The organism is Sphingomonas pseudosanguinis (genome assembly GCF_014196255.1).
GTDB lineage: Bacteria > Pseudomonadota > Alphaproteobacteria > Sphingomonadales > Sphingomonadaceae > Sphingomonas > Sphingomonas pseudosanguinis.
In genome coordinates, this window is record NZ_JACIDH010000005.1 from 60312 (window position 1) to 82695 (window position 22384).

Sequence of the window (22384 nt, forward strand, 5' to 3'; positions counted from 1 at the left end):
TCACGCATCGCGCGCGACCCGCAGCATCGCGAGCGCGGCGAGGCCCATCACCCCGGCGGCGATGGCCATCGTCCAGACCACGTCCTGCGGGAAGAAGCGACTGACCACCGCGCCCATCACCGACGACACGATCAGCTGCGGCAACACGATAAAGATGTTGAACAAACCCATATAAATGCCGAGCTTTTCCGCCGGCAGCGCCGCCGACAGGATCGCATAGGGCATGGTCAGGATCGAGGCCCAGGCGATGCCGACCAGCGCCATCGACGCCAGCAGCACCCAAGCATCCGTAATTACCAGGAACGATGCGAACCCCGCCGCGCCGCATAACAGTCCGAGGATATGCGTATTGCGACGCCCGATCGCGCGCGCCAGCGGCGGCAGCGCGAAGGCCCAGAGCGTTGCCACCCCGCTATAGACCGCGAACAACACGCCGACCCAGTTCGCACCCTCGTTGAAGGCCGCACTCGTCGCATCGCGGGTATGGAAGACCCGTTCGGCGACGATCGGGGTGGTATAAATCCACATGATGAACAGCGCCGACCAAGTGAAGAACTGGACCAGCGCCAGCCGCTTCATCGTCGCCGGCATCGCCGCCAGATCGGCCAGGATCTGGCTCAGCGCGTTCTGCGCCTTCCCGCCCCGTACCAGCGCCGCGCTGACGATCTGCGCGAGGCCGAAGGCAATGAGGCCACCGCCCAGCAGATAGACCGGCTTGTCGAGCCCCAGCCAGCCCACCGCCGCGACGATCAGTGCGCCGGCGGCGATCCACATCGGCGCGGCCCCGATCCGCGTGGAGGGCACGGCATCGCTATGCACCGCCTGCCCCGCATCCTGCTCGGCAAAGGCGGCGATCTGTTCGGGCGAATATTCGCGCGTGGTCAGGACGGTCCAGAGCACCGCTACGAACAGTGCGGCCGCGCCGATATAGAAACCATAGCGTACCGATGCCGGCACGTCCCCCGCCGGCGCGACATTGGCGACGTGGAAGACATCGGTCAGCAATTGCGGCGCCAGCGACCCCAGCACCGCGCCCGCGCCGATAAAGGCCGTCTGGAACGCATAGCCCGCCGTGCGCTGGCGGCTGGGCAGCATATCGCCGACGAACGCGCGGAACGGCTCCATCGAGATGTTGAGCGAGGCGTCAAGCAGCCACAACAGCATCGCCGCCGCCAGCAATCCGCCCGCATTGGGCATGCCGATCAGCGCCAGCGTGGCCAGCACCGCGCCCGCCAGGAAATAGGGACGCCGCCGCCCGAACCGGCTCCAGGTGCGGTCGCTATAATGGCCGATGATCGGCTGGACGAGCAGCCCGGTCAGCGGTGCGGCGATCCACAGAAAGGCGAGGTCCTTTTCCGCCGTTCCCATCGACTGGAAAATCCGGCTGACATTCGCATTCTGCAACGCAAAGCCGATCTGGATACCGAAAAAGCCGAACGAGGTATTCCACAATCCCCAAAAGCCCTGACGCGGCTTCTCCATATCCCCTCCCAATGCACTCTTATCGTTATGATTATGGCCGCACACTCGATCCGCGCACGACCAAGGTCGCGGGCAGCAACGTGGCAGTGCGCGGCTTGCCCGAAATCTCCGCCAGCAGCGCCCGGACCAGCAGGCGACCCGCCGCCGCCGCATCCTGCACCACGGTCGACAACGGTGGATGCGCGAAGCTGGCGGCCGGAATATCGTCGAAGCCGACCACCGAGACATCCGCCGGCACGCGCCGCCCCGCCTCGGCCAGCACCCGCATCGCGGCGAGTGCGATCAGGTCGCTCGCCGCCATGATCCCGTCGAACGTGACGCCACGCGCCAGCAGCGCGCGCGCCGCCCGCTCGCCCGCCTCCTCGCTGGAAATGGCACCGACTTGGAGCATGGGGTCGCACGCCAGCCCCGCCTCGGCCAAGGCATCGCAATAGCCGCGATAACGGTCGTGGAATTCGGGATAATGGTCGGTCGCGTCGCCCAGAAAGGCGATCCGCGTCCGCCCTTGCGCGATCAGGTGCCGCGTCGCCGCCAGCGCACCGGCATGATTGTCGCAACCGATGGTCAGCCCCGGCTGCCCCGGCGCGACCGATCCCCAGCGCACGAAATGCGTGCCGCGCGCGACCAGCTGGTCGAGTTGCTCGCGGTAATCGGCATAATCGCCATAGCCGAGCAGGATCAGCCCGTCGGCGCGGTGACTGTCCTCATAATCGGCCTGCCAGTCATTCTCGACATTCTGGAAGGAGACGAGCAGGTCGTATCCGACCTCCGCACAGCTCTCCATGATCGAGCCCAACATACCGAGAAAAAAGGGATTGATCAGCGTCCGCCCGGGCGAAGGATCGCGGAACAGCAGCAGTGCCAGCGTCCGCGTCTGCCCGCTACGCAGGTTGGAGGCGGCGCGATCGACCGTATAGTTCAGCGTCTTGGCGATCGCCTGTATCCGCGCGCGCGTCGCCGCGCTGACCGAGGGACTGCCCCGTAGCGCACGGCTGACCGTCGGCTGCGAGACGCCGGCCAGTTGCGCGATATCGAACGATGTGGGCTTTCTCTGGCCAACCACGGCTCGGGCATCCTCCTGTGCGAATGCCCTCCGGTATGACCGATCCGGGTTGGGCATGCACCCTGTCGTAATAATGCAACAGACCGAAACGGCCGCATTGAATACGTATGCGGGTTGATTGGCATTTGCCGCGATCGATTTCACAGAAAGCCCCAACAACCATACCCGTCCCTTGAAAGAAGGCGGGGTTTCCTGGAGGGGATTTCATGACGGTTCGCCCTGTGGCGCCGGCCGATGCCGCGCGCTCGTTCCTGAAGCTCGGCGCCAGCACGCTGGCCCTGGTCATCGCCGCGCCGCTCGCCGCGCAGAATTATGCGATCGTGCCCGATCCCTCGGCCAAGACGGCCGACAGCGCCAACCCCAATGACGGCGCCGCCGCCCAGTCCCAGACGCCAGCGCAGGGCGAAGCCGACAGCACCGATATCGTCGTCACCGGCTTCCGCGCCGCGCTGGAAAACGCCGTCGCCGAGAAGAAGAACCGCGATCTGGTCGTCGAGTCCGTCTCGGCCGAGGATATCGGCAAGCTGCCCGACGCCTCGATCGCCGAGTCGATCGCGCGCCTGCCCGGCGTCACGTCGCAGCGCGTCAACGGCCGCTCCAACGCCATCTCGATCCGCGGCTTCGCGCCCGATTTCTCGACCACGTTGCTCAACGGCCGCGAGCAGACCTCGACCGGCGACAATCGCGCGGTCGAATATGACCAGTATCCGGCCGAAGTCGTCAACCAGGTGCTGATCTACAAGACCGCCAATGCCGGCCTGATCGGCCAGGGTCTGTCGGGCACCGTCGACCTGAAGACCATCCGCCCGCTCGATTACGGCAAGCGCGTCTTCTCGGTCGGCGCGCGCGGCACCTATGCCGATATCGGCAAGCTGAATGCGGGGTCGAAGGACTTCGGCTATCGCGCGACCGCGACCTATGTCGACCAGTTCGCCGACGACACGATCGGCGTCGCGCTGTCGGCCAGTTATCTCAACGAACCATACCAGATTCAGGAAGGCAATGCCTGGGGCTATGCCGACACCACGGTCGGCGGCCAGCCGGCGAAGGTCATCGGCGGCTCCAAATCCTATGTCACCTCGACCACGCTGAAGCGCCTGGGCCTTTCGGGCACGGTACAGTGGCAAATGAGCGACCATTTCACCAGCACGCTCGACGGCTTCTATTCCGACTTCAACGACGACCAGATCAAGCGCGGTATCGAACTGCCGCTGGCCTGGGGTTCGGGCACCTCGCTGACCAACCCGGTCGTCGCCAACGGCCTCGTCACCTCGGGCACCTTCAACAATGTCGAAGGCGTGATCCGCAACGACTCGTTCCAGCGCAAGGCCAAGCTCTATTCGTTCGGCTATAACGGCAAGTATAAGGGCGATGACGGCTGGAGCGCGATGCTGGACCTCAGCTATTCGCGCACCGATCGCGACGAGATCACGCTGGAGACCTATAGCGGCACCGGATACGGCCAGGGCGTCGGCGCGACCGATACGATCGGTTTCACGACGGGGCGGAACGGCACCGTCTTCAAGCCGACGCTGAACTATTCCGATCCCAACCTGATCCAGCTCACCGATCCGCTGGGCTGGGGCGGCCAGACGCGGCAGACCGGCTATTTCAACGACCGCAAGGTCACCGACGAGATCAAGCAGTACCGCGTCGAGATCGAGCGCGAGGTCGCCACGCCGATCGTCAGCGCGCTGCGCTTCGGGCTGAACTATACCGACCATTCCAAGTCGCTGAGCCCCAACGAGCAGTTCGTCACCCTGCCCGGGGGCGCCACCATCGCGCCGTTGCCGCAGCAATATCGCCAGGCGCCGACCGATCTGACCTATCTGGGTCTGGGACCGATGCTCAGCTATGATCCGCGCGCGCTGCTGGCGGGCGGGGTCATCACCCTGACGCCGAACGCCAGCCCCGACGTGCCCGCCAAAGCGTACACCACGACCGAGCATCTGATGACCGCCTATCTCCAGGCCGATCTGAAGGCGCAGCTGGGCACGGCCGAGCTGACCGGCAATATCGGCGTGCAGGCGGTCGGCACCGAGCAGAAGTCGCGCGGGCTGATCTATAACGGCACCGGCTATACCAACATCGTCCAGGGCGACGATTACTGGGACATCCTGCCCAGCGCCAACCTGTCGCTGCGCCTGCCCAGCGACTGGGTGTTCCGCGTGGCGGCGGCGCGCCAGATGATGCGTCCGCGTTTCGACGACATGCGCGTCGCGCTGTCCTATGGCTTCGATGCGCAGCAGGGCATCATCTCCGGCAATGGCGGCAACCCGTTCCTCCGCCCGATCCGGTCGAACTCGTTCGACGTGACGGTCGAGAAGTATTTCGGCACGCGCGGCTATCTGGCGGCGCAGGGCTTCTACAAGGATCTCAAGAGCTTCGTTTACAATCTTGAGCAGCCCTACGACTATACCGGCCTGCCCCTGCCCGCCGCGCTCCCCGCCGGCATCCCCAATCAGGGCCGCATCACCCGGCCGATCAACGGCACCGGCGGCAAGATTTACGGCGTCGAGCTGGCGGGCACGCTGCCGCTGGGTCAGGTGGTCGGCTTCCTCGACGGCTTCGGCCTGACGGGCGGCGGGTCGTACACGAAGACCGAGATCACCCCGACGCCCGGCGGCGAGCCCGAGGACATTCCCGGCTATTCGCGCTGGGTCGCCAACGGGACCGCCTATTTCGAGAAATGGGGCCTGAACATCCGTGGCTCGGTCCGCTACCGCTCGACCTTCGTGGGTGAGCTGTCGGGCTTCGGCGCCAACCGCGTCCGCCGCCGCGCCATCGACGAGACGATCGTCGACGGCCAGATCGGCTATGACTTCCAGGAGGGCACGTTCAAGGGGCTGTCGCTGTTCCTGCAGGGCCAGAATCTGACCGACACGCCCTTCGTCACCACCAATGGCGGAAACCGTGAGCAGGTGATCGACTATCAGAGCTATGGCCGCCGCTTCCTGGCCGGCTTTACCTATCGCTTCTGATGCCCCTACCCCGCGCCGGTTCGATGATCGGCGCCGGATTTCGTGAGACGCCGCATGGACGCCGCCCCTTCGACAGACCGTATCGCAAGGCCCGCGATCCCACAGGCAGCCGTCACACAGCGCGTCGTGATCGTCGGTGGCGGCACTGCCGGATGGATGGCGGCGGCGGCACTGGCGCGGTTCGTGCCCGCCTCGACCCGCATCACCCTGATCGAATCCGATGCGATCGGCACGGTCGGGGTGGGCGAAGCGACCATCCCCGGTATCCGCCTGTTCAACCAGATGCTCGGCCTCGACGAAGCCCAATTCCTGCGCGCCACCAATGGCAGCTTCAAGCTGGGCATCCGGTTCGAGGGCTGGTCGGGCGAGGGCAGCGGCTATCTCCATGCGTTCGGCAGCATCGGGCGCGGACTGGGGCTGGTGCCGTTCCACCATTACTGGCTGCGCGGCGGCGGCGCAGCGAACCCGGCCTCGCTCTGGACCCATATGGCGAGCGCGCAGGCCGCGATGGCAGGCCGCTTCGCCCCCGACCCCGGCCGCCCCGATTTACCCAGCGGGCTTGCCTGGGCCTATCATTTCGACGCCAGCCTGTACGCCGCGCTGCTGCGCCGCCACGCCGAGGGGGCGGGCGTGGTGCGGGTGGAGGGTAAGATCGCCTTGGTCGCACGCGACGCCACCGGGCGGATCGATCACGTCATGCTGGAGGGCGGCCACCGCGAAACGGGCGACCTGTTCATCGACTGTACCGGCTTTCGCGCGCTGCTGATCGGCGAGACGCTGGCCGAGCCGTTCGATGACTGGTCCGAACTTCTCCCCTGCGACCGCGCGCTGGCGGTGCCGGGCGAGCGGGCCAGCCCCCTACCCCCCTATACCCGCGCAATCGCGCACGGCGCGGGGTGGCGCTGGCGTATCCCGCTCCAGCATCGCACGGGCAACGGCCTGGTCTACGACAGCCGCCATCTCTCGGACGACGAGGCCGCCGACCGACTGCTCGGCGCATTGAACGGCGAGGCGCTCGGCGATCCGCGTCTGCTGCGCTTCACCACCGGGCGGCGGCGGCGCGCCTGGGTAGGTAATTGCGTCGCACTGGGGCTGGCGGCGGGCTTTGTTGAACCGCTGGAGTCGACCAGCATCCATCTGATCCAGTCGGGGATCGCGCGGCTGCTCGAATATTGGCCGGGGTCGACGCAGCAGCAGGTCGAGGTCGATGCCTATAACCGCCTGACCGAGACCGAATGGCTGGGCATCCGCGACTTCCTGATCCTGCATTACCACGCCAATGCCAGGGCAGAGCCGTTCTGGACCGAACGTCGCGCGGTACCCCTGCCCGACAGCCTCACCGCGCGGATTGCGCTGTTCCGGGCCAATGGCCGTATCCAGCGCGAGGGCGACGAACTCTTCGCCGAGCCTGCTTGGGCGCAGGTGATGATCGGACAGGGCATCCTGCCCGTCGGCCATCACGCCCTCGCCGACGCGCTGTCGGCCGACGAGTTGGATGATTTCCTCAGCCTCACCTGGCGTCACGCCGCGCAGGTGGCCAGCCGGCTGCCGACGCACGACGCCTTCCTCGCCGCGCATTGCGCCGCACCTGCCCAAAGGGTTGCCCCATGAAGAAGCTGCTGCTCGCCCTGCTCGCGACCGCCACACCCTTGGCGGCGCAGGATTATCGCCAGCGCCTGCCGCAGGACGAGGTGATCTACTTCGTCCTGCCCGACCGGTTCGAGAATGGCGACACCGCCAATGATCGCGGCGGGCTGAAGGGCGGCCCGCTGACCACCGGCTTCGATCCGACCCACAAGGGCTTCTATCATGGCGGCGACCTGAAGGGGCTGACCAAACGCCTCGACTATATCCAGCGGCTCGGCGCGACCGCGATCTGGCTGGGTCCGATCTTCAAGAACAAGGCCGTGCAGGGTGCCAAGGGACAGGAGAGCGCCGGCTATCACGGTTACTGGATCACCGACTTCACCACGGTCGACCCGCATCTGGGCACCGAGGCGGATCTGCGTGCCTTCATCGCGGCGACGCATGGCCGGGGGATGAAGGTCTATATGGACATCATCGTCAACCATACCGCCGACGTGATCCAGTATCGCGAATGCGCCGAGGGATCGCCCTGCCCCTATCGCGACCGCGCGACCTATCCCTATCAGCGGCGCGGCGGCGTGAAGGGTGCGCCGATCAATCCGGGCTTTCTGGGCGATGACGTGCAGACGGCGGCGAACTTCGCCAAGCTGACCGACCCTACCTACGCCTACACGCCCTACGTCCCGGCGGCGGAGAAGAACGCCAAGACCCCCGCCTGGCTCAACGACCCGATCTATTATCACAATCGCGGCAACACGACGTTCGAGGACGAAAGCTCGACCACCGGCGATTTCTCTGGCCTGGACGATCTTTATACCGAAAACCCGCGCGTCATTGCGGGGATGATCGACATCTATGGCAGCTGGATCGACCGCTTCGGCATCGACGGCTTCCGCATCGACACCGCCAAGCATGTGAACCCGGAATTCTGGCGCAGCTTCGTACCCGCCATGCTCGACCGGGCCAAGGCGAAGGGCATCCCGAACTTCCACATCTTCGGCGAGGTGACGGCGGGGATGGAGCCGGGCTATCTCGCGCGCTGGACCAAGATCGCCGACTATCCGGCAGTCCTCGACTTCGCCTTCATGAACGCGGTCATCCAGACGGTCGCCGAGAACAAGCCGACGCGTGTCCTCTCCAACCTGTTCGAGGGCGATGTGCTCTATGCCAAGGGCGAGGCGACGGCGGACATCCTCCCGACCTTCCTTGGCAATCACGACCATGGCCGGTTCGCGCGCGACGTTCGTCTGGCGAACCCGAACGCCTCGGACGACGAAATCCTGAAGCGGGTCGAACTAGGCCATGCGATGCTGCTGACCCTGCGCGGGGTGCCGACCATCTATTCGGGCGACGAACAAGGCTTCGCGGGCGACGGCAATGACCAGGATGCGCGCGAGGACATGCTCGCCAGCAAGGTCGCGAGCTACAACGACAACAAGCTGGTCGGCACGACGAAGACGACTGCGACCGACAGCTTTGTCCCCACCCATCCGCTCTATCGCGAGATCGCGACGCTTGCCCGCCTGCGCACCGCCAATCCGGCGCTGACGCGAGGACGGCAGGTGATCCGCGCGCGCGGCGATGCACCTGGCTTGTTCGCGGTGTCGCGCTTCGATCCCGCCACGGGGCGCGAATATGTGATCGCGTTCAACACATCGGCCAAGCCCATCGCGCAGGCCGTGCAGGTCGAAACGGGATCGACGCGCTTCGCGACCATGGCCGGAACCTGCTCGCCCAGCGCCGCCGCGCCGGGGAGCCTGATGCTGGAATTGCCCGCCTTCGGCTATGCCGTCTGCGCGGCGGAGAGCCGTTGATGACCGAGACTGCCCACAAGGCCCTGCGCCCCTGGTGGAAGGGCGCGGTGATCTATCAGATTTACCCGCGCAGCTTTGCCGACAGCAATGGCGACGGCATCGGCGACCTGCCCGGCATCACCGCGCGGCTGGACCATGTCGCCAGCCTGGGCGTGGACGCCATCTGGCTGTCGCCCTTCTTCACCTCGCCGATGAAGGATTTCGGTTATGACGTGGCGGATTATCGCGATGTCGATCCGATCTTCGGCACGCTCGCCGATTTCGACGCGCTGGTCGCCCGCGCCCACGAACTGGGGCTGAAGGTCGTCATCGATCAGGTGTACAGCCACACCTCCAACGAGCACCCCTGGTTCACCGAGAGCCGCGCCAGTCGCACCAATAAGCGTGCCGACTGGTATGTCTGGGCCGATGCCAAGCCCGACGGCTCGCCGCCGTCCAACTGGCAGTCGGTGTTCGGCGGCCCCGCCTGGACCTGGGACGCGCGACGCGGGCAATATTATCTGCACAATTTCCTGAAGGAGCAGCCACAGCTTCACGTCCACCACCCGGACGTGCAGGCCGAATTGCTGGCGACCGCGCGCTTCTGGCTCGACCGGGGGGTGGACGGCTTCCGGCTCGATGCGATCAACTTCATGATGCACGAGCCGACGATGCGCGATAACCCGCCCGCGCCCGACACCGGCAAGACGCGCACCCGGCCGTTCGACTTCCAGCTCAAGCTCTACAATCAGAGCCATGCCGACATCGTACCGTTCTTGGAGCGCATCCGCGCGACGCTGGACGAGTATGGCGACCGCTTCACCGTGGCCGAGGTCGGCGGCGACGAGGCGGATCGCGAGATGAAACTGTTCACCGCCGGGGACCACCGGCTGAACACGGCCTATGGCTTCGACTTCCTCTATGCAGACCGGCTGACCCCGCGCATCGTTGCCGACGCGCTGACGAAATGGCCTGCCGAGCCGGGCATGGGCTGGCCGAGCTGGGCGTTCGAGAATCATGACGCGCCCCGTGCCGTCTCGCGCTGGGCCAGCCCCGAGCATCGTGACGCCTTTGCGCGGATGAAGATGCTGTTGCTGCTCAGCTTGCGCGGCAATGCCTTTGTCTATCAGGGTGAGGAGCTGGGGCTGACCCAGGTCGATGTGCCGTTCGAGCGGCTGGTCGATCCAGAAGCGATCGCCAACTGGCCGCTGACCCTGTCGCGCGACGGGGTGCGCACGCCGATGCCGTGGAGTAGCAACGCGATCAACGGCGGCTTCTCCGATGCCGAGCCGTGGCTGCCGGTCGGGCCGGACCATGCCGCGCTGGCGGTCAACCGGCAGGACGGCGACCCGGACTCGCTGCTGAACCTGACCCGCCGCCTCGTCCGCCTGCGGGCCGAGACGCCTGCGCTGGCGGTCGGCGACCTGACGCTGCTCCACGCCGACGACCAGCTGCTCGCCTTCGAGCGGCGCGAGGGCGACCAGCGCCTGCTCTGCCTGTTCAATCTGGGCGACACGCCCGTGACCCTGCCCCCTGCCCTGCCACGCGGTGGGCGGGTGCTGGTCCAGATCAATAGCGCCACCGACGAACGCCTGGGCGCGTTCGCGGCGGCGATCCGGGAGATGACTGCATGAAGACGACCATCGCCATCGGGCTCGGCCTGATCGCCAGCGCGGCGCAAGCCCAAAACGGTCCCGCCGATCCAGCGGTCAACGAGACGTTCAAATTCGCCAAGCCCGCCGGACAGCCCGACGCGATCGAGACCTCGCCCGACGGCAAGATCACGGTGCAGGTGTCGACCGACAATGACGGTCGCGCGGTCTATATGATCGCCCGCAACGGCAAGGCGATCGTCGCGCCCTCGCGACTGGGCATGATGTTCACCGACGCGCCCAAGATCGAGCGGGGGCTGAAGATCGAGTCCGTGTCGCACGCCAAGTCCGACACCAGCTGGACCCAGCCCTGGGGCGAGTGGCGCACCATCCGCGACAACCACCGCGAGATGCGCGTCCGCCTGATGGAATCGAGTGCGCTCCATCGCCGCTATGACGTGGTGTTCCGGGTGCAGGATGACGGCGTCGGCTTCCGCTACGAATTTCCTGAGCAGCAGGCCTTGCCCAAGGCGAACATCGCCGAGGAACTGACCGAGTTCAACATCGCGCAGAACGGGACGGCGTGGTGGAAGCCCGCCTTCCTCTGGAACCGCGAGGAATATCTCTACAATCGCACAGCCATCAGCGCGGTCGGCACGGCGGCGACGCCGATCACGATGAAGCTGGACGACGGCACCCATATCGCCATCCACGAGGCGGCGCTGGTCGACTATGCCAGCATGGGCGTCATGAAGACCGAGGGGAACAGCTTCAAGGCGGTCCTCACCCCCGGCTCGGGCGCGCCCAAGGTCGTGAAGACAGGCGCCTGGACGACGCCGTGGCGCACCTTCCTGATCGCGCCGGATGCGGGCGGGCTTTATACGAGCCATCTGATGCTCAACCTGAACGAGCCCAACAAGCTGGGCGACGTCAGCTGGGTGAAGCCGGGCAAGTTCGTCGGCGTCTGGTGGAAGATGATCAAGGGCGAGTGGAGCTGGGCGCGCGGCCCTCGCCACGGGGCCACCACGGCGAATGTGAAGACCTATATCGACTTCGCGTCGAAATACGGCATCCCCGGCGTGCTGGTCGAGGGGTGGAATATCGGCTGGGACGGCGACTGGGCGGGCAATGGCTCGGCGATGCAGTTCGCGACCCCGGCCGAGGATTTCGACGCGGACTATCTGGCGAAATACGCCAAGGCCAAGGGCGTCTCGCTGATCGGCCATCACGAGACGGGCGGCGCGGTCAGCCATTATGAGAGCCAGTTCGACCCGGCCTTCAAATTCGCCGCCGATCATGGCGAGCATGTCGTCAAGACCGGCTATGTCGCCGATGCGGGCCAGATCGAGCGGGTGAACGCGGACGGCTCGGTCGCCCGTGAGTGGCATGAGGGCCAGTGGATGGTGAACCACCATCTGCGCGTGCTGGAAGCCGCCGCCAAGTACAAGGTGTCGATCGATGCGCATGAGCCGGTCAAGGACACCGGCCTGCGCCGCACCTATCCCAACTGGCTGGCGCGCGAGGGCTCGCGGGGGATGGAGTATAATGCCTGGCCGGGCAAGAACCCGCCCGAGCATGAGGTCAACCTGGCCTTCACCCGGATGCTCGAAGGGCCGATGGACTTCACGCCGGGTGTGCTGAGCCTGACGGGGAGCGATAACAGCCCGATCCAGTCGACTATCGCCAAGCAGCTGGCGCTCTATGTCGTGCTCTACTCGCCGGTGCAGATGGCGGCCGACACGCCCGAGAATTATGCCAAATACCGCCAAGCCTTCCGCTTCATCGCGGATGTGCCGGTGGACTGGGAGGATAGCCGCGTCCTGAACGGAGAGGTCGGCGATTACGTCACCTTCGCGCGGCGCGACCGGAAGAGTCGCGACTGGTATATCGGGTCGATCACCGACGAGAATGCGCGTGAGCTGACCGTGACGCTCGACTTCCTCGATCCGGGCAAGTCCTATGAAACGCAGGTCTATAAGGACGGCCCCGGTGCGACCTATGCGACCGACGCGCGCCATTCGATCGCGTTCGAGACCAAGCGCGTCAAGAAGGGCGACACCCTCACCTTGTCGCTCGCCCCCGGTGGCGGTCAGGCGATCCGGTTGAAGGCGCTGTAAGCCCAATCCTCCCCATCTCCGATGGGGAGGGGGACCACGCCCTGCGGGCGTGGTGGAGGGGCATTCGCCCCTCGCCCCTCCACCATCGCTTCGCGATGGTCCCCCTCCCCAAGCAAGCTTGGGGAGGAATTGGCGGTTACTTCGTCGGGAAGCCCCGCTGCTTCAGCAGCGCGTTCACGTCCGGATCGCGGCCCCGGAACGCGCGGTAAGCCTCCGCGCGGTCGGTTTCATTCCCCGTCGACAGCAGGATACGCGCGAATCGATCCGCCGTCGCCTTATCCCAGGGGCTGCCCGCTTCCTCGAACGCCGCGAAGGTGTCGGCGTCCATCGTCTCCGACCAGAGATAGCTGTAATAGCCCGCCGAATAGCTGTCCGACGAGAAGAGGTGATTGAACTGCGGCAGGCGGTGCCGCATCACCAACTCCTTCGGCATGCCGATCTCCTTCAGCGTCGTCGCCTCGAACGCCGCCGGATCGACGATCCCGTCCGGGATGGTGTGCAGCTTCATATCGACGATTGCCGAGGACAGATATTCGGTCGTCGCAAAGCCCTGGTTGAAGGTCTCCGACGCCTTGATCTTGTCGAGCAGCGCCTGCGGCATGGGCTGGCCGGTCTTGTAGTGGCGCGCGTACTTGTCGAGCACGTCGCGCGTCAGCAGCCAATGCTCGTTCACCTGGCTGGGATATTCCACGAAGTCGCGCGGCGTGCCTGCCAGCCCCGGATAGGTCACGTTCTGCAGCATCGCATGGATTGCGTGCCCGAACTCGTGGAACAGCGTCTCGGCATCGTCGAGGCTGATCAGGACGGGTTCACCGGGCGCGCCCTTGGCGAAGTTGTTGTTGTTCGACGACAGGACATTCTGCACCGGCGGCAAGTTGCGCTGGCCGCGATAGGTGTTCGCCCATGCGCCCGAACGCTTGCCCGTCCGTGCGAAATCATCGCGGTAGAACAGGCCGACTTCCTTGCCGTTCCGCGTGACGTGCCAGACGCGCATGTTCGGCTCGAACACCGGCACCGTGCCGGTGATCTCCTTGAAATCCAGCCCATAGAGCCGGTTCGCGGCGTAGAGCGAACCCTGGATGATGTTGTTCAGCTCGAAATAGGGCTTCAGTTCGGCCTGATCGAGGTCGTAGCGGCTCTTGCGCACCTTCTCCTGATAGAAGCGATAGTCCCAGGGCTCGATCGTGATCTTCGCGCCTTCCTTATCCGCAATGGCCTGCATGTCGCGGACCTCCTCGGCGACGCGCGCCTTGGCGGCGGGCCAGACGCGCATCATCAGGTCCATCGCGGCGGCCGGGGTCTTGGCCATCGTGTCCTGCATCCGCCAATCGGCATGGGTCTTGAAGCCCAGCAGGTGCGCGCGGTTGGCACGGAGGCGCACGATGCGCGCGATGGTCGCCTTGGTATCGTTGATGTCGCCATTGTCGCCGCGCTTGGTGAAGGCACGCCACACCTGCTCGCGCAAGCCGCGGTCGGTGGCGAAGGTCAGCACCGGATCGACCGCCGAGCGGGTGTTGACGATCGCCCAGCCCTGTGCCCCGCGCTCGGCCGCCGCCGCCTTGGCGACGGCCTTCACGCTGTCGGGCAGGCCCGCGAGCCGCACTTCGTCGGTAACGATGATCGCGGTGCCCTCGTCCGCCAGCAGCCGTTGCGAGAATTCGCTGAAGTTGATGGCGAGATTCTGGTTGAAGGCGGACAGCTCCTCCTTCTGCGCGGGCGTCAGCTTGGCCCCCTGCCGCACGAAGCTGTCATAGGTACGCGTGACCAGCCGCTTCTGCTGCGCGTCCAGCCCGCTCGTGTCGCGCGCCTTGTAGATCGCCTCGATCCGCGCGAACAGCTTGGGGTTGAAGGTGATCTCGTCCGACGCCTTGGACAGCTTGGGCGACCATTCACGGTCCAGCGCCTGATAGGCGGGCGTATTCATATTGCCCGTCATCACCCCGAACAGCGTCATCACACGGTTCAGCGTCTGCCCGGCATTCTGCATCGGCACGAAGGTGTTGGCGAAGGTCGGCCTGGCCGGATTGTTGGCGATCCGCTCATAGTCCTGGCGACGCTCGGCCAGCGCTGCCTCGAACGCGGCCGGGAACAGCTCGGGCTTCACCTTATCCCAGGGCGGCACCCCGCCATAGGGGCCGGTCCAGGGGGCGATCAGCGGGTTGGTCGCTGGGGCCTGCGCGGCCTGGGGCGGACCGGCGAGCACGGAACTGCTCAGAAGCGCCGCAAGACCAGCGGCGAGGTAGAGATGACGCAAGGCGAACTCCCGTTCATGAAACGGGCGTCATCATAGGCCCCGGCGCAAACGGGTAAAGTCTTCTGTCCCACTCCCCGAGCGTCAGGAAGCGTCGTCCGGCTGTTCGCGCGCGGTCCGCGCCGCCGCGATCAGCGACTGTCCCGTCGCTTCGGCGGCAAAGGGGGTCATCGCCACCGCGACCCCATTGGGTCCATCGAGCATCACCACGCCCTGCTCGGCGGTGGCGACGCCCGGATCGGCATGGACGGGCGCCGAGCGGAACGGCGTGTTCATGCGCCCTTCTCATTCATCGCCGGACCACCGCCGAAGAGATAGCCGGAATCGAAGTCCGCCAGCGCGCGCAGCGCCTTGGGATCAAGGATATGGACCTCGCCGCTGCGAAAGGTCATCAGCCCGCGTTCGCGCAGCGACCGCAGCACGCGGTTGAGATGGACAGGCGTAATGCCCGCCGCCTCCGCAAGATCGATCTGGGTGACGGGAAAGCGGAACATGCCGTCACGCACCAGGTCGACCATCGCGAGGCGTTCGTGCAGCTCGCAGAACAGATGCGCGACCCGCCCGTCCGCCTCCAGCCGGCCGAGGCGGAACACCCATTCACGGTGCATTGCGGCATCGAGCAGCGTCGAGAACCACAGCATGCGCGTCAGCCGAGGCCGATGCTGCAGGATGGACTCCAGACGGTCATGACCGACGGTCGCGACCCGCACCGGGGTCAGCGTGGCGACGTCATGGTCCAGATAGCGCATGGGAAAGGCGTGCAGGTCGACGAAATCGCCCGGCACATGAAAGGCCACGATCTGCCGGTTGCCCTGACGATCGTCCATGTACCGGCACATCACACCTTCGAGCAGCAGGCTGCTATACCGCACCCGCTCGTCGCGGCGGATGACGATTTTGCGCGCCGGCATCGCGATGACATCGGCGACGCTGTCCTCCAGCACCGCCATGTCGTCGGGCGTCATCGCCTCGCGCCCGCGCCCCTTCAGGAACAGGTTCGTATGCCGAAGCGGCTTGGATACGAACGCGTCACCCTCCAGGGTATCGATCGCCGATGTCGGCATGCGCAGTCCTTTTCGCCAGCGTTACGAAAAGGGTAATCGTTCTTGGCGGCAACGGTTCCGGATCGGGGGTTCCGGATCGGGGCTCTCGGATCGGGAGTCCCGGATCAGGCCCCGACCGACTTGCCGGTCGGCTGCACCGGATCGGCACTCGCCAGCGCCTGGTCGGGATGCTTGCGGTTGCTGCGCACCGACGCCCAGAAGGACAGACCGATCAACGTCGCGCCGATCAGGCCGGTGATCGTCTCGGGAATCTCGAAGCGAACCGACAGCAGCATGATCGCGGCCAGCGCGATGATGGCGTAGAAGGCGCCATGCTCGAGATAGCGATACTGGGTCAGCGTGCCCTTATCGACCAGCATGATCGTCATCGAACGCACGAACATCGCACCGATGCCGAGACCCAGCGCGATGATGAACAGGTTGTTCGACAATGCGAAGGCGCCGATCACCCCGTCGAACGAGAAGCTGGCGTCCAGCACCTCGAGATACAGGAAGGCCGCGAAGCCCGACTTGGCCGCCGCGCCCGTCGCCGCATCGCCATCGCCCTCCAGCAGCACACCGATCGCATGCACCGCGATATAGGTCAGCAGCCCGAAGATGCCGGCGGTGATGAAGGTCATCGCCTCTTCGGCGGGGATGAACTGCGAGATGCCATACAGGGCGAGCAGGACGATACCCGTCGCCAGCCCCGAAATCTCGCGCAGCGCGGCCAGCGGACGCTCGATGATCGACAGCCAATGCTCCTCCTTCTCGTCGTCGAGGAAGAAGTTCAGGCCGACCATCGCCAAGAAGCTGCCGCCGAAGCCAGAGATGCCGACATGGGCGGAGGTGATGATCTGTTCGTAGCGGACCGGATCGCCGGCGGCGAGCTTGATCGCCTCGATCGGTCCCATATGCGCCGCGATCGCCACGATCGCTAGCGGGAAGACGATCCGCATGCCGAAGACCGCGATCAGGATACCCCAGGTCAGAAAGCGCCGGCGCCATTTGTCGTCCATGTCGCGCAACACGGTGGCGTTGACCACCGCATTATCGAACGACAGCGACACCTCCAGCACGCCCAGGACCAGCACGATCCACAACACGCCGAGCGTGCCGGGCAAGGTGCCCGTGCTCTGAAAGCCCAGCCACGCGGCGATCGCCAGGCAGATGCCGGTGAAAAGGAATGAACCCTTATAATATTTCAGCAGCATCGGCTTGACCCCCTGTACGCTTTTCCGGCCCGGTGGCCGGCACTCCGGCAAGTGGACGGTAAAGCCCGCACCGCCATGATTTGTTCAATCATCGGCGGCTCTATCGCCGGGGATGCCGACAAGGCAAGCCGGCGGACATGGGGGTTACACCCGCGTGGCCTGCGTGGTGGCGGGGTCAGACGCCGACGTCGTTGCCCGACAGCTGCTCGCTGATCCGCTCGGCGCTGATCCGCGCCTGCGCCAGCGCCTCGTCTTCGTTCACCATCGCGTCGGTCAGGCGGATGAACGGCACGGTCAGCACCGCACAGGTGCGCTGCCCGCGGCGGATCGGCGTGGCCAGTTCCACCATCCCGGCCATTTCCGGGCTTTCGCCACGCGCATAACCCTGCGCGCGGACGGTGTCCGCCTGGGCGATCAGGGCGGTGCGCGCCGCATCGTCTAGCGGCGGATGGAACAAGGCTTCCCAATCGCGCCGGACCGCATCGGTTTGACCCGCATAGAGGACCAGCCCCGAGGGGGTCTCATAAAGCGGCCGGCGATAGCCGACCCGCACCGAGAAGCCGATCGTCGTGCTCGCCTCCATCCGCGCGATGACCGAGGACGACGCGCCCGAGGGGATCGCTAGATAACAGGACTGGCCGATCCGATCCGCCAGCTGGCGCATTTCGGGCAGCGCCTGTTCCATCAGGCTGCGCACCGGCGGTCGCTTCAGGCCCAGATGGAACAGCCGCTCGGTCATGACATACCCGTCGGGGCCCTGGCGGACATAGCCGCGATGCTCCAGCACCTGGATCATCCGGAACAGCTCGCCGGTCGAACGGCCCAGGCGGGTGACGATCGCGCTCATCGTCAGCGGATTTTCCTCCGCCGATAGAAGCTCGAGAATGTCGAGCCCCTTTTCCAGTGCCGGCGCGCGGTACAGCCGCTTGTCTTCCGATACCTCCGTCGACTCCGTAATCAAGCAACCCCTCCGTCATCCTGTGAGCGGTCGCCCGCACCGGTCCATTATCGGAAAAATCCGGGCCCGGATTACATCCAACGGCCAAATGGCATCAAGTTGATATCTATCGATTACGACGTCGGTTCATCAATCAGGATGTGAGCGATATTCCCATCGCGGATGGCGAGGGTGCGCACGCCGGGCGCCGTCCCCTTCGTGACCAGCCCGGTGTCGCGCAACTCCACCCGCCAGCGCCCGGCATGGGGCGTGGCCGACCGGATATTCCCCGCCCCGCCCAGCAAGGCGGACAGCGCATCCGGCAAGGTCGCGGGCGAAGAGGTCGGCGCGACCGCCGGCGTCGGTGACGATGCGGGCGCGACCGGACTGATGACACGCTGCCCCTGCCCGGCCGCCATCGCCGCGCGCATCTCCATCGCGACGGTGTCGGCAACGGGACCCAGCACCACCTGCACGCCTGTCGGCGAGGGCCGCAGGATGCCGCGCGCGCCCAGGCGCTTGAGCGTGGGTTCGTCGACGATGGCGGGATCGTTGACGATCAGGCGCAGACGCGTGGTGCAGGCGGCGACCTCGGCCAGATTGGCGCCGCCGCCCATCGCCGAGACGAAGGACGCCCCGCGCCCGCCCTCGACCACCGGCTGCCCGCCCTCGGCCACGCTTTCGCCCGCCGGCTCGACCTCGCGGCCCGGCGTCTGCAGGTTCCAGCGGCGGATCGCGAAGCGGAACACGGCGTAATACAGGACGGCATAGACCGCGCCCACCGGCACCAGCAGCAGCGGCTTGGTCGCCTGTCCGAAGTTCAGCACATAGTCGAACAGCCCGGCCGAAAAGCCATAGCCCAGCCGCACGCCCAGCGCGTTCATCAACGCTTCCGCCAGACCCGTCAGGATCGCGTGGAAGGCGTAGAGGACCGGCGCCAGGAACATGAAGCTGAACTCGATCGGCTCGGTCACGCCGGTCAGGAACGACATCAGCGCCAGGCTGAAGAGCATGCCACCGACCGCCTTTTTCCGCTCGGGCAGCGCCTCGTGATACATGGCGAGACAGGCGGCGGGCAGGCCGAACATCATCACGGGGAAGAACCCGCTCATGAACGCGCCCGCCGTGGGATCGCCCGCGAAGAAGCGGCGCAGGTCACCCGTCGTGCCCTGATAATCGCCGACCACGAAATAGGCGACGTTGTTCAGGATGTGGTGCAGCCCGGTGACGATCAGCAAGCGGTTGAGCACGCCGAACGCGAACAGGCCGAGCCCGCCGGCCTGCACGACGCCTTGGCTCAGCGCATCGACACCGGCATTGACCGGCCCGAAGGCCAGACCCAGCAGCCCCGCCAGCCCGAGGCCCGCCAGGCCCGCGATGATCGGCACGAAACGCCGGCCGCCGAAGAACGCCAGATATTCGGGCATCTTGATGGTGGCGAACCGGTTGTAGAAGCTGCCGCCGATCAGGCCGGCGACGATGCCGACCGGCACGTCGAAGCGGTGGACCGCCTTCATCCGCCAGGCGGCATCGACGGTGGCGGCGATGTCCTTGGCAAGCCCCGCTCCGGTGCCGGCGGGCGGCACGACCAGGGTCTCGGCCCCCTTGATGGTGACGAGGTAGCAAGTGATCCCCGCCAGCGCCGCCGCGCCATTGCCATCACGGGCAAAGGCGGTGGCGACGCCGACCGCGAACAGCAGCCCCAGATTGTCGAAGATGGCATTGCCCGCATTCGCCATGAAGGCGATGTTGAGCATATCCGGCTGGCCCAGGCGGAGCAGCAGACCCGCCACCGGCAGGACCGCGATGGGCAGCATCAGCGCCCGCCCGAGCGATTGAAGCGAGGCCATGGGCGAGCTCATGCGCCGATCTCCTGAAGCATCTTGGTGATATACGCGCGCACCGCCGCTGCCGAGGGAAGCTCCAGCGCCTCCGCCGCCACGGCGCGGCACCGCGCCAGGTCGAGCTTGCCGACCAGCGCCTTGATCGCGGCGACCCGCGCCGGCGGCGCCGACAATTCGGTCACGCCCAGGCCGAGCAGGATCGGCACCGCGAGACGATCGGCGGCCAGCGAACCACAGACACCGACCGGCGTGCCATGCCTGGCCGCACCCTCGCAGGTCGTGCCGATCAGCCGCAGCACGGCCGGATGCAACCCGTCGACCCCCGCCGCCACCGCCGCGTTGCCGCGATCCATGGCCAGCGTATATTGGGTCAGGTCGTTGGTGCCGATCGAGAAGAAGTCCGCCTTACGCGCGAGAATATCAGCGGAAATGGCGGCGGCCGGCGTCTCGATCATGACACCGACCTCCGCCTTACCGCCTTGGCGTTCGACGACGGCGCGAACCGCCTCCAGCTCGGACAGGCTGGCGACCATCGGCGCCATGATCCGGCATGGCTGGCGCACCGCCAGGATCGCGGCCACCTGATCCTCCAGCAATTGCGGATCGGCCAGCGACACGCGAATGCCGCGCAGGCCCAGCGCCGGGTTCTCCTCGACGGGCAGGTCCATGTACGGCGCGGGCTTGTCGCCACCGACATCGAGCAGCCGAACGATCATCGGTCGGTCGCCCAGTGCATCGGCGATCGCCTGATAGTCCTGTGCCTGTTCGTCGCGAGTCGGCGCGGTCGCACGCTCCAGGAACAGGAATTCGGTGCGGAGCAGGCCGCAGCCTTCCGCGCCCTCCGCCACCGCCGCCTCGGCATCCGCGACCGAGCCGAGGTTCGCGAACATCTCGATCCGGGTGCCATCCGCCGTGCGGCATGGTCCCTGCGATGCGCGTGCCGCCTCCATCTCGGCCTTGCGGCGGGCGATGGTGTCGCGGACGCTGGCTTGCGCCTCGGTATCCGGCTCGGGGTCGATCAGGCCGCGATCGGCGTCGAGTATGATGACGCGACCGTCCTCCAGCGCCGCCAGCGGCTCGCCGAACGCGACCGCCATGGGCAGCCCCATCCCCGCCGCCAGAATCGCGGCGTGCGAGGTCGGCCCGCCTTTGACCAGCGCGATGCCGGCGACGACGTTCGCGTCGAGCGCGGCGACCTGGCTGGGCAACAAATCCTCGGCGACCAGAATGGCACCGGCGGGAACGCTCGGCCCCTCGATCGGCAGGCCGGCCAGCGCGGCCAGCACATGGCGTTCCAGATCGCGCAGATCGTCGGCACGCTCGGCGATGCGGCGGTCGCCGCTCGACACCAGCACCGCGACCTGCTCGGCGATCGCTTCCTGCCACGCCACGCCCGCGCTCAGGCCCCGGCCGACGCCCGCCATCGCCGCTTCCGACAGGGTGGGATCGGCCAGCATCGCGCCATGCGCGGCCATCACGCCACCGCGCGCGCCACCGGCCGCCGCCGCCAGCACCAGTTCCTCACGAACATGCGCCAGCGCGTCGGTCAGCTTGTGACGCTCCGCCTCGGGCGTGTCCGCGACCGTCTCGACCGGGATCGCCGCGCGGATTAGCCGGTGGATCGGCCCGACCGCCAGACCGGGCGCGGCGGGCACACCGCCCAGCCCCGGCCCCTCGCCACGCGCCGGCTCGGGGGCTTCGCGCGGCCCTTCCTCGACGGTCGCATCGTTCAGAAAGGCGATGACGTCGGCCATCGCGGCGGCGGCCTGGGGTCCGCTCGCCTCGATCCGGACGGTCGTGCCATGGCCAAGACCGAGGCCAAGTAGCCCGACGGCGCTCAAGGCCGAGGCATGACGATCCGCGTGATAGAGCGTGACCTGCGCCTCGTGCCGGCGCACCGCCTCGACCAGCCGCGCGGCGGGACGGGCGTGCAGGCCATGCGACAAGGCGACGACCGTCTCCTCGATCAGCGTATCGCCGACCACCTGCGTCTCGGCCGTCTCCACCGCCAGCGGCACGACGCGGAGCAGCGGATCGCCGACCGCGACCACGCCCGATGCGATCGGCTCGACGCCATATAGCGTGGCATCGGCGACGATGATCGGGGTCACGACCGCCGGCGCGTTCCGGACCAGATGGTCGAGATCAAAGCGGATCAGCGGCTGGCCGGCCAGCACCTTGGCCCCCGCCTGCACCTGCGGGGTCAGCCCCTTGCCGCCGAGTGACACGGTGTCGATGCCGATATGGCAGATCAATTCATAGCCGTCGGTGCTGCGCAGCGTCACCGCATGACCCGCCTCATGCACGGTCAGCACGGTCGCATCGCACGGCGCGCAAAGTACATCGTTGACGGGGTCGATGGCGATCCCGTCGCCTAGCATCTTTTCGGCGAAAACCGGATCGGGCACCTGCGCCAGCGGCATCACCCAACCCGCCAGCGGGGCATAAATGGTCAGGTCACTCATCGCACGTCACTCTCG

Annotated in this window: 14 protein-coding genes; 5 read left to right on the forward strand and 9 right to left on the reverse strand. The window is 66.5% G+C overall.

The window, feature by feature from the left end:
- Positions 1-1482, reverse strand: a complete 1482-nt coding sequence (locus GGR48_RS08085; protein ID WP_183951407.1) for an MFS transporter — start codon at positions 1480-1482, stop codon at positions 1-3.
- A 31-nt stretch (positions 1483-1513) separates the two neighbouring features.
- Complete coding sequence (locus tag GGR48_RS08090) at positions 1514-2545, reverse strand: substrate-binding domain-containing protein (RefSeq protein ID WP_183951408.1); 1032 nt, start codon at positions 2543-2545, stop codon at positions 1514-1516.
- A 206-nt stretch (positions 2546-2751) separates the two neighbouring features.
- On the opposite strand from GGR48_RS08090, the gene GGR48_RS08095 reads away from it, so the two are divergent.
- Genes GGR48_RS08095 through GGR48_RS08115 form a run of 5 tightly spaced genes read left to right on the forward strand, consistent with a single transcriptional unit; the run spans position 2752 to position 12615 of the window.
- The gene (locus tag GGR48_RS08095; protein ID WP_183951409.1) at positions 2752-5526 is read left to right on the forward strand and encodes a TonB-dependent receptor; all 2775 of its coding nucleotides are present in this window, start codon (positions 2752-2754) and stop codon (positions 5524-5526) included.
- 54 nt (positions 5527-5580) lie between these two features.
- A complete protein-coding gene (locus GGR48_RS08100; RefSeq protein ID WP_183951410.1) occupies positions 5581-7137 on the forward strand; it encodes a tryptophan halogenase family protein in 1557 nt (518 codons plus the stop codon).
- On the forward strand, positions 7134-8927 hold the full coding sequence (locus tag GGR48_RS08105; RefSeq protein WP_183951411.1) for an alpha-amylase family glycosyl hydrolase: 1794 nt from the start codon (positions 7134-7136) through the stop codon (positions 8925-8927). Before GGR48_RS08100 ends, GGR48_RS08105 begins: the two co-directional genes overlap by 4 nt.
- Positions 8927-10540, forward strand: a complete 1614-nt coding sequence (locus tag GGR48_RS08110; protein ID WP_183951412.1) for an alpha-glucosidase family protein — start codon at positions 8927-8929, stop codon at positions 10538-10540. Before GGR48_RS08105 ends, GGR48_RS08110 begins: the two co-directional genes overlap by 1 nt.
- Positions 10537-12615: a glycoside hydrolase family 97 protein gene (locus GGR48_RS08115; RefSeq protein ID WP_183951413.1), complete on the forward strand. Its 2079-nt coding sequence runs from the start codon at positions 10537-10539 to the stop codon at positions 12613-12615. The genes GGR48_RS08110 and GGR48_RS08115 overlap by 4 nt, the downstream gene beginning before the upstream one ends.
- A gap of 136 nt (positions 12616-12751) precedes the next feature.
- On the opposite strand, the gene GGR48_RS08120 is transcribed toward GGR48_RS08115, so the two are convergent.
- The 7 genes from GGR48_RS08120 to ptsP all read right to left on the reverse strand — a co-directional run bounded on the left by GGR48_RS08120 (position 12752) and on the right by ptsP (position 22369).
- The gene (locus tag GGR48_RS08120) at positions 12752-14869 is read right to left on the reverse strand and encodes a M3 family metallopeptidase (protein ID WP_183951414.1); all 2118 of its coding nucleotides are present in this window, start codon (positions 14867-14869) and stop codon (positions 12752-12754) included.
- A gap of 81 nt (positions 14870-14950) precedes the next feature.
- Complete coding sequence (locus GGR48_RS08125) at positions 14951-15142, reverse strand: hypothetical protein (protein ID WP_183951415.1); 192 nt, start codon at positions 15140-15142, stop codon at positions 14951-14953.
- Positions 15139-15930, reverse strand: coding sequence for a Crp/Fnr family transcriptional regulator (locus GGR48_RS08130; RefSeq protein WP_183951416.1), 792 nt, complete (start codon positions 15928-15930; stop codon positions 15139-15141). The genes GGR48_RS08125 and GGR48_RS08130 overlap by 4 nt, the downstream gene beginning before the upstream one ends.
- Before the next feature lie 104 nt (positions 15931-16034).
- Positions 16035-17123, reverse strand: a complete 1089-nt coding sequence (locus tag GGR48_RS08135) for a DUF475 domain-containing protein (protein WP_183951417.1) — start codon at positions 17121-17123, stop codon at positions 16035-16037.
- Between the two features lie 175 nt (positions 17124-17298).
- Positions 17299-18084: an IclR family transcriptional regulator gene (locus tag GGR48_RS08140; RefSeq protein ID WP_183951418.1), complete on the reverse strand. Its 786-nt coding sequence runs from the start codon at positions 18082-18084 to the stop codon at positions 17299-17301.
- A gap of 110 nt (positions 18085-18194) precedes the next feature.
- On the reverse strand, positions 18195-19922 hold the full coding sequence (gene nagE, locus GGR48_RS08145) for an N-acetylglucosamine-specific PTS transporter subunit IIBC (RefSeq protein ID WP_183951419.1): 1728 nt from the start codon (positions 19920-19922) through the stop codon (positions 18195-18197).
- The gene (ptsP, locus tag GGR48_RS08150) at positions 19919-22369 is read right to left on the reverse strand and encodes a phosphoenolpyruvate--protein phosphotransferase (protein WP_183951420.1); all 2451 of its coding nucleotides are present in this window, start codon (positions 22367-22369) and stop codon (positions 19919-19921) included. The genes nagE and ptsP overlap by 4 nt, the downstream gene beginning before the upstream one ends.
- Positions 22370-22384 lie beyond the last annotated feature (15 nt).

Coding starts and splice junctions, on each gene's coding strand:
- GGR48_RS08095 (WP_183951409.1), top strand. CDS start 2,752: ATGACGGTTCGCCCTGTGGCGCCGGCCGATGCCGCGCGCTCGTTCCTG.
- nagE (WP_183951419.1), bottom strand. CDS start 19,922: ATGAGCTCGCCCATGGCCTCGCTTCAATCGCTCGGGCGGGCGCTGATG.
- GGR48_RS08105 (WP_183951411.1), top strand. CDS start 7,134: ATGAAGAAGCTGCTGCTCGCCCTGCTCGCGACCGCCACACCCTTGGCG.
- GGR48_RS08135 (WP_183951417.1), bottom strand. CDS start 17,123: ATGCTGCTGAAATATTATAAGGGTTCATTCCTTTTCACCGGCATCTGC.
- GGR48_RS08100 (WP_183951410.1), top strand. CDS start 5,581: ATGGACGCCGCCCCTTCGACAGACCGTATCGCAAGGCCCGCGATCCCA.
- GGR48_RS08130 (WP_183951416.1), bottom strand. CDS start 15,930: ATGCCGACATCGGCGATCGATACCCTGGAGGGTGACGCGTTCGTATCC.
- GGR48_RS08125 (WP_183951415.1), bottom strand. CDS start 15,142: ATGAACACGCCGTTCCGCTCGGCGCCCGTCCATGCCGATCCGGGCGTC.
- GGR48_RS08115 (WP_183951413.1), top strand. CDS start 10,537: ATGAAGACGACCATCGCCATCGGGCTCGGCCTGATCGCCAGCGCGGCG.
- GGR48_RS08085 (WP_183951407.1), bottom strand. CDS start 1,482: ATGGAGAAGCCGCGTCAGGGCTTTTGGGGATTGTGGAATACCTCGTTC.
- ptsP (WP_183951420.1), bottom strand. CDS start 22,369: ATGAGTGACCTGACCATTTATGCCCCGCTGGCGGGTTGGGTGATGCCG.
- GGR48_RS08110 (WP_183951412.1), top strand. CDS start 8,927: ATGACCGAGACTGCCCACAAGGCCCTGCGCCCCTGGTGGAAGGGCGCG.